Consider the following 15,051-nt stretch of genomic DNA (forward strand, 5'->3'; position numbering starts at 1 on the left):
CAGCGGACGGCCGCCGCCGCCGAAGTGCTGGGCGCCCGGCTCGTCATTCCGGCCCATGTCGACGGGTGGGCACATTTCAGCGAGGGTGTCGGCGAAGTCGGTGTCGCGTTCGACGAGGCCGGGATTCTCGATCGGCTCGCCGTCGCTCCCTACGGTGAATGGATTGTGCCGCCCTGGCTGTGACGCGAAAGCACCTACGCACGCACTGCCGCGATGGTCCAGGCTGGCAAAATCGGTGCGCGAGTGAGGAAATGGTCGCCTTGGCCGATGCTGCGCAGCAGAGCCTGGGTGCGCATGATGCAGCAGCCCATTCGCGCCATCGCGAAGATCTCGTACCAGTCGAGCGCGACCAGCTCTCGGCCGATCATCTCCTCGAAGCGTCGAATCACCCGTTCCTGGCTGTCGAACCCGGGCAATTCGGGGTCGGCATCAATCCCATTGACTTCCAACATTTGTCGGCGGGTGGCCAGCCACCACGCGAAGTCCGTCTCGGCCGGACACAGGCAGGCCTGCTCCCAGTCCAGCACGCCGACAATCTGTCCGTTGTCGCCGAAGATCGCGTTCGATAGCCGGGCGTCGTTCCAGCACACCGCGACGTCGCCGGTGTCGTCGGGCTGGTGGCGGTGCAGCCAGGCGAACGCCTCGGTCATCACGTCCGGGATCTGGTTGTCGGCGCCCCAGGCCGCATACTCTTGCCACCAGGCCAGCTCGGCGGAAACGCCTGTGCCCGTTGGCCGGTGGAGCCAGGTTGCCTCGTCGACAGGGACGCGCTGCAGGGCGGCGAGCGTCTCCAGAAAGGAGTCGTGCGCACGGCGCTGTACCTGCGGTCCCGCGTCGTGCAGCCAGCCGCGCGTCGCGTAGGTGGTGTCCGACGGGGTGTGCCCGACGATACGCGGCATCACCAGGAACTTGGAGTCGATCCACGACTCGTCGGGCTCGTAGAGGATCGGCGACGGCGTCGCAATCCCGTGTTGGTGCAAGAACTCCTGGGTGCGAGTCTGTGCGTCCAGGTCGTAGTCGGGATAGATGCCGCCGCCGGCGGGCGGGATCCGCAGCACGTACTCGCTGGTCTGGCCGCTCACCTCGGCGGAGAACACCAGGCTTTCGCTCGACCAGCCGGCCGCGCGGTTGGCCGCTTTGAGCTCGGACACCGCGGCGTCGGCGCCGAATCGGTGGCTGAACCACGACTCGAGCCGGGCCCTGGTGTCCGCGAGGTCGCGTTGCACGAGCGCGATTCCTGCCATGCCAGACAGAGTTACATATGCCGGGTCAGATGTAAATGATCGATCCTTTACATCGGGCCCCGTCGCTGTAATACGCTCGTCGGGTGACTTCGCCGCGGGCATCGACGTTCGGCCCTATCGAGGACACCTCGCTGCCGCTGGCGGTGCTCGCGCACGGCTTCCCGGACACCCCGTTCACCTGGCGTCATCTCGGGCCCGAACTGGCCGCGCGTGGCTATCGGGTGGTGGCGCCGTGGCTGCCCGGCTACGACGCGCCGACCGACCGGCCGATCAGCGTCGGAACCTACGTCCGCCACCTTCTCGAGGTCCGTCGTGACTACGACGGGGACGAGCGTGCGGTCCTGATCGGCCACGACTGGGGCGCGCAGGCTGGATACGGTGTCGTAGCCAGCGAACCGACTGCGTTCAGTCGCTTTGTCACGCTTGCTATTCCGCCGGTAGCCGCGCTGGCCGCGGGACTGTTCACCCACGCCCAGCTCAAGCGGTCGTTCTACATCTACTTCATCCAGCAGGTCGGCATGGCCGAGGTGGCCCTGGTGGCGCCGGGGTTCTGGGAGTCGTTGTGGTCCGACTGGTCACCCGGCTACGACGCAACCGAGGACCTTGCCGAGTTGCGGCGACACGTGACCGCCGACAACATCGCGAATGTCGTTGGCCCGTATCGCGCTTCGTTCAATCCCCAGTTCGCAGACCCGAACGCCGAGGCCGAAACGCTAGCCACCATGCAATTGCCCCCGGTGCGGACGCTGTATCTGCACGGCGCCGCCGACGGGGCGATCGGTGCCGAGCTGCTTGCCGACGTCGGGCAGTATTTCCCGGCCGCCGGGTCGGCCGTCGAGATCATCGACGGTGTCGGCCACTTCCTCCACCTGGAAGAGCCGGAGCTGGTGGCGGCGAAAGTCGTTGACTGGCTAGGCGTTTAGGCCCGCGCGGCTGAGGCCCGCGGCATGTCGCAATTCGGCGAGGAACTCGTTCGGCGTGCCATCGCCGATCACATAGTGGCACACGGCGATTCGCACGACGGCGGAGGCCGCGATATGCGCGTGCTCGCCGTCGATGATGCGGGTGATGCGGTCCCGCATGATCGGCAGCACGCGTTTCATTTGGTGCAGAATGTGTTCGGGCTCCACCTCGGCCAGTGACCGTAGCGAATAACTGCTTTGAAAGTCGACGATGAACCGTAGCGCGGCGTCGAGCCGCTCCGGCCCGCTCAGTCCCGCGATCGCGGTGGCGATCCCGGCGTCGAAATTGTCCTGCTCGTAGAGGCCGAACGCCTCGAGTAGGCCTTCCTTCGAGCCGAAGTAGCGGTACAGCGTCGGGCGCGACACCTTGGCCTCCGCCGCCACGTCGGACAGTTGCAACCGTCGGCGTCCGTCGCGGGCCAGCACGACGAAGGTGGCGGCGAGAATCCGGCGCCGCGTCGATTGCTCGGCGTCGGCGGTGTTCGTGGAAGCCGCCATCGCGTCCTTTACATCTAATGGGTCAAATGTCACACTGACCCTACCTCTGACCCTGGTCGATTGGAAGGTAGCGACGGTGACCGACCTCGTGATCCGCAAGATCCCGTGGGATTTTGCGGCCGAAACCGTCCCGTTCATGTGGCAGCCCGACAATCCGAACTTCGGGCTGTTCTGTAACGCATTCACGTTCATCGCGGTCCCGTTCGAGCGCTACATCGTCAACGTGGTCCGCAGGGCACAGGGCACGCTGCGGGAGGACCCGGCGGTCGCCGCCGAGGCCGAAGCCTTTCTGCGGCAGGAGGCGCAGCACGCGTCCGCGCACCGTAAGCACATGTTGGCGCTGGTGCAGACGTATCCCGAACTCGAGCGGTGTTACGACGACGCCTGTCGCGCCTACGACCAACTGCTCGACGAGCAGCCGATCGAATTCCACGCGGCGTACATCGCCAACCTGGAGGCGACGTTCACCCCGCTGTTCAAAGTGATTCTGGACAACCGTGATTCGCTGTTCGGCGCGGGGGATCGGCGCGTCGCCTCGCTGATGATGTGGCATTTCGTCGAAGAGATCGAACATCGCAGCTCGGGTCTGATCCTTTACCGGCATATCAGCCCCGATCCGTGGTACCGGACCAAACACATCCGCGATACCTTCAACCACGTCGGCGCGGTAGCCCAGGAGATAGCAAAGGTTTTCGACGAGGTTGTTCCGTTCGAAGACCGAGGCGCCTCGGCCCAAGAGCTGCTGTCGATCTCGCTGCTGTACGGCGAGTTCATGTTTCGCGGGCCCGGCGGCAAGGGGCGACGTGCCCGCCGCGGCGGTCCGCCGACGCTGTTCAGCGACGTCCCGACCCGGCACCTGTTGGCGATGGCGTGGCGGTTGCTCCTGTCGCAGACCCCGCACCACGATCCCGCCGACCAGCCGCTTCCCGCCTGGGCGGACACCTGGATGCGCGAATATGACCGCGGTCGTGATATGACGAGATTCTTCCCGGCGACTGAGAGGTAATCGATTTGCTGTCAACGAATTACGGCGCCCTGGTGCCGGAGGATGAGCTGCTCACCCATCAGATCGTTGACACCTTCGCCACGGTCAGCCAGTCGGACCCGTCGTGGACGGAGAAAATCTGGACGATCGCCCACGCGCGCGACAATTCGCTGCAGGTGGTCCTCGGCATCGGAAAGTACACCAACCGCGGCGTTTTCGACGGCGCCGCGGGGGTATGCCGCGGTACCGAGCAATGGACGGTGCGGGCCGGCCGGCGGCTGTCGTCCGCACCGGCCAGCACCGACGTCGGGCCGGTCCACTATCAGGTCGTGGAGCCGTTGCGGGCAATCCGGATCAGCCTGGATCGCAACGATCATCAGCCGATCGCCTTCGACGTCGTGCTGCGTGGGAGTTTCGACGCGTCACTGGAAGATCCGTGGCCGGACCGCAGCCCGGACGGGTACCGGGTGACCCACAACATTCTGCGCTACCACCAGGTGGGGGTGGCGTCGGGCTGGGTCGAGGTCGAGGGCGAACGCACGGAAATCACTGACGACCAATGGATTTCGATCCGAGACCACTCCTGGGGTCTGCGCCCGGGAATAGGTAAGCCGATACCGGGATTGCCCCGCGGCAGCCGCAAGATCAAGCAGATGTTCATGACGTGGATGCCGATGACGCTGACGCGGCCGGACGGGTCGGCCTATTCGCTGTTCGTCATGTATCAGGAAGAGCGCGGCGACGGGTTCACCGAAATCCGTTGCCAGGCCGAACAACAGAACCCCGACAGCACGTCGCACCGATTCCCGTCGGTCGAGCAGGACATGCACTTCGAAGACGGCAACCGGCGGTTCACGCATGGAACGGTCACGCTGATCGACACCGACGGATCCAGGCGGCCGCTGACCGTCACCGCCGCCGGCCCGGGCGGATTCCACCTCGGCACTGCCGGCTACTACGGCTGGAATGACTGGGTGTACGGCCAATGGGTCGGCGACTTCAAGGTCGAGGGCAGCCACGTCACCGACTGCGACAAGCCGGAAAAGGCACGTGAACTGCATCAGCTGCGTGACCTGCTGGTCCGCATCGACGATCCCGTCGGCGGCGGCACCGGGCTCGGCAATGCCGAAACGTTCGCGATGGGCGCCTTCCCGGAACGCGGGCTGACGGCGGAGAACTCGTTTCTGTGAGCCGACGCTGAAGCAGCCGCCATCGGCCTGAGTGTCGTTCGAGCCCGGACAACGCGCACCAGCAAGCGGCGGCGCGCTCGCGGTTATTGAAGACTAGTCATGCAGTAGTGCCTCGATTGACGATGCGTTGTCCGGCGCGGCCGCGGACATCATGATGTCGTGCGCGTGCTCTGCGTCGGTGCGCGTCGGTACCACCAGGAGGACGAGCTTGGTGCGGTTGATGCCGACGATTTGTACGGTGTTGCCCGGTTGCTGGTAATAGCCGCGGAGCGCGACCATATCCTCGCCCGTCGGGAATTTGTACGGTGCGCTCGCCCAGTCGGTGAAGTTGTATGTCACGCGATCGATTCGGCCCAGTCGTATGGAAAGCACGGCCAACAAATCTGGAAGTTCGATCGGAAGGTCGTCGCTGTGCGGCCACCATGCCCCATCGACATGGCCTGCGGTGGATCCCTTGGGCTTCAAGCGCAGGCGGGGTGTGGTCCGGGGTCGGGTCTGCGTCGAATCTGTTGAGCTTCGGCTATGTCGTAGCGTCATGCGACGCTCCTGTCTTGGCCGCGAATCGACCAAATCATTCAAATCGGCAACGACGCAATCTCAAACGGTTGCGTGCGAAAAATCGCCGACACCGACGACGCTACACGTCGCGTGTGCTATCGGCGGAGTAACTCGTCAGGGAGGGCGCCCCGGTTGGTGCGCCGATACTCGCAAATTGGCCCCGACTAGTGAATGGTGGAGGGATGACCGCGTCACCTCGACATCCGGGCAATCCAATTGGTGCCCGAGCCTCGCTCGGCTAAATGTGGCAATCGCAGAACAACTCCGCGCGGCCGTCGACGGCCGGCATGGTCTAGCGGCAGCTGATTCGCTGTGCGAGGCCTGCGTGATGTTGTTCGGCATTGATGCGGCGGCCCTTTCACTGGTCTTCTCAGGCGTCACCAGTGGAACATTCGGCTCCAGCGACTCAGCTGCGCGCGTGTATGACGAGCTCCAGTTCACCATCGGCGAGGGGCCGTGCCTGGACTCCGTGTCGACGCATGGCCCAATCCTCGTTCCAGATCTCGCCAAGCCCAACTTCATTCGGTGGCCGCTGTACCGCCCCGCCATGCTCGACCACAAGATCCGGGGAGTATTCGCGATTCCAGTCGTATTGGCCGGCGAATTCGTCGGCGCCCTAGACCTTTTCAAGACACAGCCCGGTGAATTGCACGTCGACCAGCTGGCCGGCGCCGTCATCGCGGCCGAGCTGGCCGGCGCCCCTCTGCTGGACATCATGGAATCCGACCTGCAGGCCGCCGTCAGCGATCCCTACAGCAGCGCCTGGACCGATCTCAATGCACTGAGCCGTGCGGAGGTAAGCCAGGCCACTGGCATGCTCGTCGCGCAACTCGGGGTCGAACCCGCCGAGGCGCTGGTCCGGCTGCGCGCTCACGCCTACGCCACCAATTGCAGCGCCGCCGACGTCGCCCGCGACATTCTCGACCGGCGACTGCGACTCGAAGCCGACTGATAACACGCGAAAGGAGGGCAACGTGACCGATACCCCTCGCGAAACTCGGGTGCTGGACGCGGTTGTATCGCTTGTCGACAGCCTGCTCGACGACTTCGACGTCGTCGACTTGCTCACCGAACTCACCGAACGTTGCGCTGAGCTCTTGGATATCGCGGCGGCGGGTTTTCTGCTGGCCGACCCGTTGGGTCAGCTGCGCCTGCTGGCCGCGACCTCTAGTCAGACGCGCGAACTGGAACTCTTTCAATTGCAGGCCGACGAGGGACCCTGCGTGGAGTGTTATGCCACCGGCGACCCGGTTTCGGTAGCGGATCTGCGCACCGAGACCGCCCGATGGCCTCGGTTTGTCCCGGCCGCGCGGGAGGCGGGCGTGGCCTCCGTGCACGCGGTGCCGATGCGGGCCGCCGGTCTGGTGTTGGGTTCGTTGGGCTTGTTCGGCGGCCGGCCAGGCGAGCTCGGTGAGGCCGATCTGCTGCTTGGGCAGACACTGGCGCATGTCGCATGCGTGGCGATCCTGCAGAAGCTCCCGCCGACAGCTGCGACCGTCATACCTCAGCTGCGTGCCGCGCTGACTCACCGCATCGTCGTCGAGCAGGCCAAGGGCTTCCTGCGCGAACACTTCGACATTTCGGTCGACGAGGCATTTTCGCTGCTACGTAGATACGCGCGTGCCCACGGCGATCACCTGACCGACGTGGCGCGGCGGTTGATGGCCGATCCCGACGCCCGTCCCGCGCTTCTGCACAAGATGACTCAGCTGGCTCAGGGCTGAGCCCGCCGCGCGTGGGCCCGCCGGACGGCGTCGTCGACCAGCCGCGCCGCGATCACCCGGAGCTTGACGTTGTCGTTTTGACTCATCTGGACGAGCCGTTTGAACGCCGCCTCGGAGCTAATACCCGACCGGCTGCGGATGATGCCGACGGCCTGATCGATCACCGCACGCTGATCGAGCGCCTGCTCCAGCTTTTCGGCCCGTGCCCGCGCGCCGGCCAGCAGGCCGGCGTTGTAGACCGCCACGGCGGCCGGGCCGGCGAATTGCGATCCCAACAGCACGGCGTGTTCGCCGAACGCGTCCTGACTCATGGCATAACAGTTGATCGCACCGACCACGTGCTCGCCGACGATCAGCGGCAGCGACAGCGCCGAATGCACGCCCATCCGTGCGACTCGGCCAGCAAAGCGTGGCCATCGGGCATCTGCGCCGAGCGATCCGCTTACCGTGGCACGCCGCGACTGCATGCACGTGATGCACGGCCCCTCGCGCAACTCGTCGTATTGAACGGCGTCGATCGTGTGAACGAATTCCGCTGTGGCAGAGGTATTCTGCGCTGTCGGGTGGCCTTTGCCGGCCTCGATCAGCGCTACTCCGGCGCCGTCGACGCGGGGAATGGCCTCGGCGGCGAACTCGGCGACCTTGCCCAGTAGTTCGAATACGCCGCGGGCACCAGCCACCATTCCTGCCAAACCGCGCAGGCTGGCGCGCAAGTCGTCTTCGTCCGCTTCCCTTTGGGCGGTGGACAATTCGGTCTGTCCTGGTGGTTCGCGACCAGGCTGGGCGTCAAAATCGGGCATGGTCGGACAGCAACTTTATATGACCAGTGCCAGCGCGTGGGCGCGACGCAGTTTTCCCGACGGAGTTTTCGGGATCGTCCCCGGTTCGAGCACGACCACGTTGCGGGGACGGACATCGACCTCAGCGACGACTTCGTGAGCAACCTGGCGCTCGACGCGGCGCACTTCGGATAGGTTCTCCCAGTCATTGGCTTCCACGGCGACGGCGAAAGTCTCCCGCGGATGACCGGCCTCCAAGCGCACCGCGACGGCACACCCCGGCCGGACCCCGTGGACGCGTGCGGCGGCGCGCTCGATGTCCGTCGGGTAGATATTGCGACCCGCCATGATGATCACGTCCTTCACCCGGCCGCAGACCACCACGTCGCCAGTCTCGGTGAGATAGCCCAAATCGCCAGTGTCATACCATCCTTCGTGGTTTTGTGCAGGTGCGAAACCGGCAGTTGTCGTATAGCCCAGCGTCACGGGCTCGCCACGCACGTGGATGACGCCGACACCGCGAGCCGGCAGCAGACTGCCGCTTTGATCCACGATCCGAACTTCCAGTCCCTTGAGTGGACGACCGAGCGAGGCGAACCGCCGGGTTTTGCCCCGCGACGCCGGCACCGCTCGGTTCAGCACGGCGAGCAGATCGGGGTCGACTTCGTTGACAACCAACCCGCGGCCGCACTCGGTGAACGACAGTGCGACTGTCGTCTCGGCCATCCCGTAGGCGGGCACGATCGCTTCCCGACGCAACCCGAACGGCGCTCCGGCGTCGCAGAGGTCCTCGACGTCCGCCGGCTCGACGTGCTCCGCGCCGGAGAGCGCCCACCGCAGCGTTGACAGGTCGAAGCGGCCGGGCTGAGCTTGCTTACGGAGGCGTTTGGCGAACATCGTGTAGGCGAAGTTCGGCGCTGCCGTCATGGTCGCCTGGTATTTGTCGATCAGCCTGGCCCACAGCAGGGTGTCGCGAAGGAAGTCCATCGGCGTGATCTTGACCAACTCAATGCCAAAGTACATAGGGGCCGTCAGGTAGCCGGTCATGCCCATGTCGTGAAAGCACGGGAGCCAGCTGACGATCACGTCGGATTCAGGGTCACAGTTGGCGCCGACAAACATCGCCTCGGCGTTCGCCACGATGTTGCGATGACTGATCCGGACCGCCTTGGGTGATCCGGTCGAGCCGGACGTCAGCTGCAGGAGCGCGACGTCGTCGTCTTCGGTGTCGACGGGCTCGATTGGCTGGCTGTCGAGCAGATGCTCGGCCGTGAGGACCTGCACGCCAAGCAGCGATAGCACCGGCGCCGCGTCCATGAACGGATCGGAGACCACAACAGCCTCGGCGCCGATCATGTCGATGACGGCCGCAGTCTCCTCGGCCCAACGCAGTAGGTCGGTGCGCAGCGTGGGCTGGTGCAGCATTGTCACGCTGCCGCCCCGCATCCAGATCCCCTGCGCGGTGGGGGCGATCTCGACCGGCGCGCCTGCCAGCACCGCGACCGCGTCACCATGCCCCACGCCCGCCGCAGCGAGGCCGCCCGCAACACGGCGGCTCCGCTCATGCACCTGGCCCCAGGTATGGCGGACGGGGGCGTCCGGCTCCCCGGTGATCATGCCTTTACGACTGGTTTGGGCGTTGTCGAACATGGTTTGGGTGAATCGGCTCACGGCAAGTCCCTCGGCCCTCACGCGGTGGCGCGGAGCGCGTTCAGCCGGTGAACCGGAGGTCGAGAGGGGCCTCCAGCGCACAAAAGCAAACCTGAATTGGCGGCTTACATCGGCGCTTGAGCGCCCTTCGGCGGGGAAATTCGATCGCCGCCGCGATGTTTCCGTGAGGCTGGGGTGCCAACCGGGCACGACGTTACCAAGTCGACCGCGCGCTCTTCAATAATTCGGCGCCGTTATTACGTCCCTGCCTCCGGGTCGAAACTGCTTGCCAAGTCGACTAGTTCGTCGACTGACCATCGGTCATAGACGTGCGATCGCCCGCATTTGGCGGCCGCAACGCTGCCGTGGCCAGAGCGGTATTGGCTGGATTCCATGGCTTTTCGAGGCTACGAGCCTGCGTAGTTAGCTGCCGTTCTCGATCATTACACGCAGTAGGTCCTCGATTGTCGAGGCGTTGTCAGGGGCTGCAGCCGACATCATCGTGGCGTGTGCGACTTCCCGGTCAGTTCCCGGAGGTACTACCAGGAGGACGAGCTTATGGTTGTCGCCGATGATTTGGATGGTGTCGACCGGCTGGCCGGTGCTTGCGCCGAGCCGAACGGGCTGATCGCCCATCGCGAACTCGGTCTGCGTGTGCGCCCAATCGCCAACATTGAAGATCACCTGCTCGATAGGTCCGAGTCGCACCGACAGCACCGCTAGCAAATCTGGCAGCTCGACCGCAATGTCGTTACTGTGTGGCCACCAGGCGCCGTCGACATATCCGGTGGTAGGCGCCTTCGGCTTCAGGCGCAATCGTGGCCTGGTCTTGGACCCCGTGCTCGGTGAACCGCTTCCGTGTCGTGCTTGGTTCAGCGTCATAAGACGCTCCTGTCTTGGCCGCGAGCCGGCCAGATTACTCAGATCGGCAACGACGCAACGACAACGGTTGCGTGCGAAGATTGCCAATCATTCGACACTACACGCCTACTCCGCAGGAGCGTTGTAGCTCGAGCTTTTTCGTCACGGCCGGTGTACCGTCGGCGCAATACGCCGAGGGTCGGTGACCATCTGACGCGCGTCACGCGGTTGACGGCAACCCGCTCCGCTTCGACCTCGAGGAGTCGCCATTGAACAGCCGCCCTATTAAGCGCGAGGTGGCCGCAGAACTCGAAGTCGAGATCATCGAGCCCACCACGTTGGAGTTCCAGATTGCGGTTGCGCCGCATCCGAATACCGAAGTGTCCGAACGGTTGTCCTTCCTGCTTGACGGCAGACCCGTCCATCCGCTCGAGATCAGCGGTATGCATGGCAACCGGATTCACAAGCTGGCCGTCCCGACGGGCTATTTGACCGTCGACTACGCCGCGACCATCGTCGGCCGGACGGACCCGGCGCCAGTGACCGAGCACGATTTATCGATGTATCTGCGCCCCAGCCGCTATGCCGAGGCGGATAAGTTCTACGGTTTCGCCGTAACCGAATTCGGCAACTACCTCGACTCGACGACCCTGCTGGAACGAGTGTCGCTCTGGGTGGGCACCCGACTCAACTATGTGCCGGGCTCGAGCGATCCGATTGACGGCGCGGTCGAAACGATGCTCGCCGGTGCCGGGGTCTGCCGCGATTTTGCGCACCTGGTGGTGGCACTACTCCGCGCGGTCAAGGTACCCGCCCGCGCGGTTTCGGTGTATGCACCGGGCCTGTATCCCATGGATTTTCACGCGGTCGCCGAGGCATACGTCGACGGGCAATGGCGGGTCGTCGACGGTACTCTGCTGGCGCCACGGCAGGCGCTGGTACGCATTGCGACCGGCCGCGACGCCGCCGATATCGCCTTCCTGGACAATCACCGCGGCCTCATTTCTCTGAACAAGCTGATCGTGACAGCGATTGTGGACGGCGACCTGCCCGTCGACTCGATCGACCAGCTGGTGTCCATCGGTTAAGAAGCCGGCCCGTCAAGATCACCCGCTGAATTTCAAAAATCTCCCGACAAAGGCCCAGCACAACCACGAGACTGTCGGGATGCGTAGCGAAGCTAACCTGCAGCGGTTCGAGCGATATACCGAGTGGCCGCTGGCTGGGGCCGCCGTCGTCTTTCTGGTGCTGTTCTCGCTGCAGGTCCTCGCCCCATCGTCCGGGCACCAAGCGCACGAATTCTGGCTGATCGACTGGGGCATCTGGGGCCTGTTCATGCTCGATTACGTTGCGCGGCTGTACCTCGCCCCCCGCCGCTGGCACTGGTTCGTGCGGCACTTCATCGATTTCGCGATCGTGACGCTGCCGCTGCTGCGGCCTCTTCGACTGGTTCGACTGCTCATCCTGATTGAGTTGCTGCAGAAGGCAATCGGCGATGCATTCCGCGGCCGGATCGTCGCCTACACCGTGTCCGGTGTGTTGTTGCTGATCTACACAGCATCGCTGGCCGTCTTCGACAAAGAGCGCTACCTGCCCGGCGCCACCATCAACTCCTTCGGCAAGGCGCTGTGGTGGTCGATCACCACCGTGACCACGGTCGGCTATGGCGACGTCTATCCGATCACCAACGCGGGCCGAGTCATCGCCGTGCTGTTGATGATTGGCGGTATCAGCCTGGTAGGGGTCGTCACCGCCGCGCTCGCGTCGTGGATCATCGAGCGCGTCGCGGAAGAGGAGACCGTCATTCAGTCGGCCACCGTCGCGCACATCGAGGAGCTTCGCGCCGAGATCCGCGCGCTGGGACAGCAGCTCAAGGAAGAGGAGGCGACGACCAGTGACCGTCACGCCTGAGACCTTCACCACCTCCGGTGTCGGCGGTACCCGCATCGTGGCCGACCGGCTCGGTGACCCGGACAAGCCGGCCGTGGTGTTCCTGCACGGCGGCGGACAGACCCGCCGGTCCTGGGGCAAGGCGGCCGCCGCGGTGGCCGAACGCGGTTGGCAGGCAGTCACTGTCGACTTCCGTGGCCACGGTGAGTCGGACTGGTCGGAGGAGGGCGACTACCGCCTGACCAGCTTCGCCGGTGACGTGCAGGAGGTGCTGCGGCACTTACCTCCGCGGCCGGTTCTGGTCGGCGCGTCGTTGGGCGGATTCACCACAATGCTTCTAGCAGGCGAGGTTTCGCCCGGCATCGCTCGCGCGGTGGTGCTGGTGGACATCGTGCCGAACATGGACCCCTCCGGCGCGAACCGGATTCACGACTTCATGGCCGACCGGATGAAGACCGGGTTCGAATCGCTCGACGAGGTCGCCGACATGATCGCCGAATACAACCCGCACCGGCCGCGGCCGACAGACCTGAACGGCCTGCGGACCAACCTGCGGCGCCGCGGTGATCGCTGGTATTGGCACTGGGATCCAAAGTTCATCAGCCAGAACGCATCTCTGCCGCCCCACGAGTTGACCGACATCGATCGGATGAACGCCGCGGTCGAGACGATCCTGGCCGGCGGCGTGCCGATGTTGTTGGTGCGCGGTCAAGTCAGCGACCTGGTCAACCAGGACCGCGCCGACGAGTTTCTGGCCCGCTTCCCTGCCGTGGAGTTCATCGACGTCCAGGGTGCGGGCCACATGGTCGCCGGCGACCGCAACGACCTGTTCGCAGATGCGGTGCTGGACTTCCTGATTCGCCACGCGGCCTAGTTCGGCGGGGCGGCCTCGCAGTCGCCGACGGCAATCGAGTGGGTTTTGGGGGTGAGCCGGAAGGCATTGCCACAGACCGATCGGAATCAACGCGAGGCCCAACAGCAACTGAGCGACCTCGCGCGGAATTTGCGACGTAGGTGTCGCGATGAGGACCACCAGGCTTCCGAACATGAGGGCCAACCCGATGGCCTTCTGGACGCGCCCGCGCAGGGCGCTCGGGGAGGCGGTCACGGGGACCTCGCTCGCGGTAGTCGGGGTCTGCCAAGTGTCACAACGATATGCCGCCGGTCGGCGAACGGCATCAAAATCGCGGCTAAGCGTCGGAAGACAACGGGACCGCGCTGTCGGCGCCGAGGTCGATCGCGGAGTTGATCACGACGCGGTCGATCTGGCGTAGCGAATGCAGGGCGGACAGCAGCCGGGCACGTTCGGCCGTCGCGTCGTCGTGCTGGCGGGCCAGCGACTCAGCGGCGTCGATGAAATCGGTGGACGGGAAAACGGTTGCGGGCTGGTCGAATTCCAGCGCTGTGGTCAGCACGTCGATATTGCGCCGGATCTGCGCCGCGGTCGACTGGATCGCCGCGGCGAGTTCGGGTGAGGTGTCGATGCGGGTTTCGCTGCTGCGGACCAGGATTCGTGCGTAGCGGTCGCATGCGGTGAGCATCCGCAGCCCGTGTCGCATGGTGCGGCGGCCGGCCAGGCCGGCGATTCCCGCGCTGAGCGGCCTGGCCGTGATGCGGAACTGCTGCAGGTCGCGGCCGAGTTGGCGGGCGGTCTCGGTCAGCGGCGCCGCCCGTTGGCCGTCGAGCAGGCTGTCGACGGATTCCTCGATCAGGTCGGACAGCGTCAGGAAGAACGTGTGTGCGTCGTGGCGGATGCGGGTTCGGGTGTTGATCGGCAACACCAGCATGGCCGCGGCGATACCGATGACGGCGCCGATCGCGGTCTCCTCGATCCGCAACAGCAGCAGGCTGAACGTGAATTCGCCGAGAAGGCCGTACATCAGCGCGAGCATGGTGCTGATCCAGAACGTCATCAAGCTGTAGGTGACCTTCATGAAGTAGAAGGCGCAGAAAAGGCAGACGAAGATCATCGCCAGCGAGGCGACGGTATTGCCGGACACCAGCGTGGCGACCAGCACGCCGCTGGGCACCCCGAGCACTGTGCCGAGCAGTCGCTGCCAGCCCTTGTCGAGAGTCTCGGCCCACGAGTTGGTTCCGGCGAAAATCACGAACGCCGCGATCGCCGCCCAGTACCAGTGCGACGGCGAAAGTAGTTCGCCGACAACGATTGCCAGCGCCGCGGCGACAGCGACCTGAACGGCTTGGCGGGTCGAGGGCAGCATCCCGGTCTGCCGCGGCGGCTCGGGTGGCGGCGGGCTGACCGTTTCCTGGGCCGTTTCGACGCGCTCCATCCGGGCGCGGACTTCGGCGGTCGCTTTGGCCGTGTCGACGACGGCCAGGGCCAGCCGGCGCACCGGCAACTCGTCGGGGCATTGGTCCAGCAGGCGCTGCGCCCGCTCCGCCGTCTGCCTCAGGCCGTGGCTGAGTGGTATCCGGATCGCGCGCGACAGCATGGTCACGATGTCGGCGAGTTCGGCGCGGGTGGCGGCGGGCATGTCGGCTTGGGCGGCCTGAGCGCCGGCCCTCGCGAGGCGCTCGACGGTGAGCTCGGCGTCGAACAGCCACATGGCGAGGTCCTCACCGCTGACGCCCGGCCACAGCGCGCCGGGGTTCACCCGGTCTTCGATCTGGGACTGGACCAACAACGCGGTCTCGTTGAGCTTGACGGCCCGGATGCGCAGCCGGCGTTGCGACCGCTCGTCGACCCGGC

Annotated in this window: 15 protein-coding genes and 1 pseudogene; 9 read left to right on the top strand and 7 right to left on the bottom strand. The window is 65.3% G+C overall.

Annotated elements, in window-relative coordinates:
• Positions 1-183: pseudogene (locus A5658_RS28480) on the top strand (MBL fold metallo-hydrolase); the annotation flags it as partial.
• 11 nt (positions 184-194) lie between these two features.
• Here the strand turns inward: A5658_RS28480 and A5658_RS15510 are convergent.
• A complete protein-coding gene (locus tag A5658_RS15510; protein ID WP_067336718.1) occupies positions 195-1,244 on the bottom strand; it encodes a phosphotransferase family protein in 1,050 nt (349 codons plus the stop codon).
• A gap of 83 nt (positions 1,245-1,327) precedes the next feature.
• Here A5658_RS15510 and A5658_RS15515 point away from each other — a divergent pair, with 83 nt between their 5' ends.
• A complete protein-coding gene (locus A5658_RS15515) occupies positions 1,328-2,167 on the top strand; it encodes an alpha/beta fold hydrolase (RefSeq protein WP_067336722.1) in 840 nt (279 codons plus the stop codon).
• Here A5658_RS15515 and A5658_RS15520 read toward each other — a convergent pair.
• Positions 2,156-2,704 carry a TetR/AcrR family transcriptional regulator gene (locus A5658_RS15520; RefSeq protein ID WP_067336725.1) on the bottom strand — a complete coding sequence of 183 codons (549 nt, stop codon included), beginning with the start codon at positions 2,702-2,704 and terminating at the stop codon, positions 2,156-2,158. The two genes, A5658_RS15515 and A5658_RS15520, sit on opposite strands and share 12 nt — an antisense overlap.
• A gap of 76 nt (positions 2,705-2,780) precedes the next feature.
• Here A5658_RS15520 and A5658_RS15525 point away from each other — a divergent pair, with 76 nt between their 5' ends.
• Together A5658_RS15525 and A5658_RS15530 are read left to right on the top strand one after the other, a co-directional pair.
• Positions 2,781-3,710 (top strand): metal-dependent hydrolase, encoded by a 930-nt coding sequence (locus A5658_RS15525; RefSeq protein WP_067336729.1) that lies wholly within the window; start codon positions 2,781-2,783, stop codon positions 3,708-3,710.
• Positions 3,711-3,715: 5 nt separating this feature from the next.
• Positions 3,716-4,879, top strand: coding sequence for a hypothetical protein (locus A5658_RS15530; protein WP_067336732.1), 1,164 nt, complete (start codon positions 3,716-3,718; stop codon positions 4,877-4,879).
• Positions 4,880-4,972: 93 nt separating this feature from the next.
• On the opposite strand, the gene A5658_RS15535 is transcribed toward A5658_RS15530, so the two are convergent.
• Positions 4,973-5,416, bottom strand: coding sequence for a DUF5994 family protein (locus A5658_RS15535; protein ID WP_067336736.1), 444 nt, complete (start codon positions 5,414-5,416; stop codon positions 4,973-4,975).
• A gap of 265 nt (positions 5,417-5,681) precedes the next feature.
• Between A5658_RS15535 and A5658_RS15540 the strand changes: the two genes are divergently transcribed.
• Together A5658_RS15540 and A5658_RS15545 are read left to right on the top strand one after the other, a co-directional pair.
• Positions 5,682-6,389, top strand: coding sequence for a GAF and ANTAR domain-containing protein (locus tag A5658_RS15540; RefSeq protein WP_067336740.1), 708 nt, complete (start codon positions 5,682-5,684; stop codon positions 6,387-6,389).
• Positions 6,390-6,411: 22 nt separating this feature from the next.
• Positions 6,412-7,161: a GAF and ANTAR domain-containing protein gene (locus A5658_RS15545; protein WP_067336743.1), complete on the top strand. Its 750-nt coding sequence runs from the start codon at positions 6,412-6,414 to the stop codon at positions 7,159-7,161.
• Here A5658_RS15545 and A5658_RS15550 read toward each other — a convergent pair.
• From A5658_RS15550 to A5658_RS15560, 3 genes are all read right to left on the bottom strand, one after another.
• Positions 7,152-7,961 (bottom strand): GAF and ANTAR domain-containing protein, encoded by an 810-nt coding sequence (locus A5658_RS15550; RefSeq protein ID WP_067336746.1) that lies wholly within the window; start codon positions 7,959-7,961, stop codon positions 7,152-7,154. The two genes, A5658_RS15545 and A5658_RS15550, sit on opposite strands and share 10 nt — an antisense overlap.
• A 15-nt stretch (positions 7,962-7,976) precedes the next feature.
• On the bottom strand, positions 7,977-9,611 hold the full coding sequence (locus A5658_RS15555) for a fatty acyl-AMP ligase (protein WP_067336750.1): 1,635 nt from the start codon (positions 9,609-9,611) through the stop codon (positions 7,977-7,979).
• Between the two features lie 402 nt (positions 9,612-10,013).
• Entirely contained in the window at positions 10,014-10,472 is a 459-nt protein-coding gene (locus A5658_RS15560; RefSeq protein ID WP_067336753.1) for a DUF5994 family protein, read from the bottom strand.
• Between the two features lie 275 nt (positions 10,473-10,747).
• Here A5658_RS15560 and A5658_RS15565 point away from each other — a divergent pair, with 275 nt between their 5' ends.
• From A5658_RS15565 to A5658_RS15575, 3 genes are all read left to right on the top strand, one after another.
• Complete coding sequence (locus A5658_RS15565) at positions 10,748-11,539, top strand: transglutaminase family protein (RefSeq protein ID WP_067336756.1); 792 nt, start codon at positions 10,748-10,750, stop codon at positions 11,537-11,539.
• A 79-nt stretch (positions 11,540-11,618) separates the two neighbouring features.
• Positions 11,619-12,362, top strand: a complete 744-nt coding sequence (locus A5658_RS15570; protein ID WP_067336759.1) for a potassium channel family protein — start codon at positions 11,619-11,621, stop codon at positions 12,360-12,362.
• Entirely contained in the window at positions 12,346-13,215 is an 870-nt protein-coding gene (locus A5658_RS15575) for an alpha/beta fold hydrolase (protein ID WP_067336763.1), read from the top strand. Before A5658_RS15570 ends, A5658_RS15575 begins: the two co-directional genes overlap by 17 nt.
• A 316-nt stretch (positions 13,216-13,531) precedes the next feature.
• On the opposite strand, the gene A5658_RS15580 is transcribed toward A5658_RS15575, so the two are convergent.
• A partial coding sequence (locus A5658_RS15580) for an FUSC family protein (RefSeq protein ID WP_067336767.1) occupies positions 13,532-15,051 on the bottom strand: 1,520 nt, incomplete at its 5' end.

It is taken from the genome of Mycobacterium sp. 1245111.1, assembly GCF_001673405.1.
Classification (GTDB): domain Bacteria; phylum Actinomycetota; class Actinomycetes; order Mycobacteriales; family Mycobacteriaceae; genus Mycobacterium.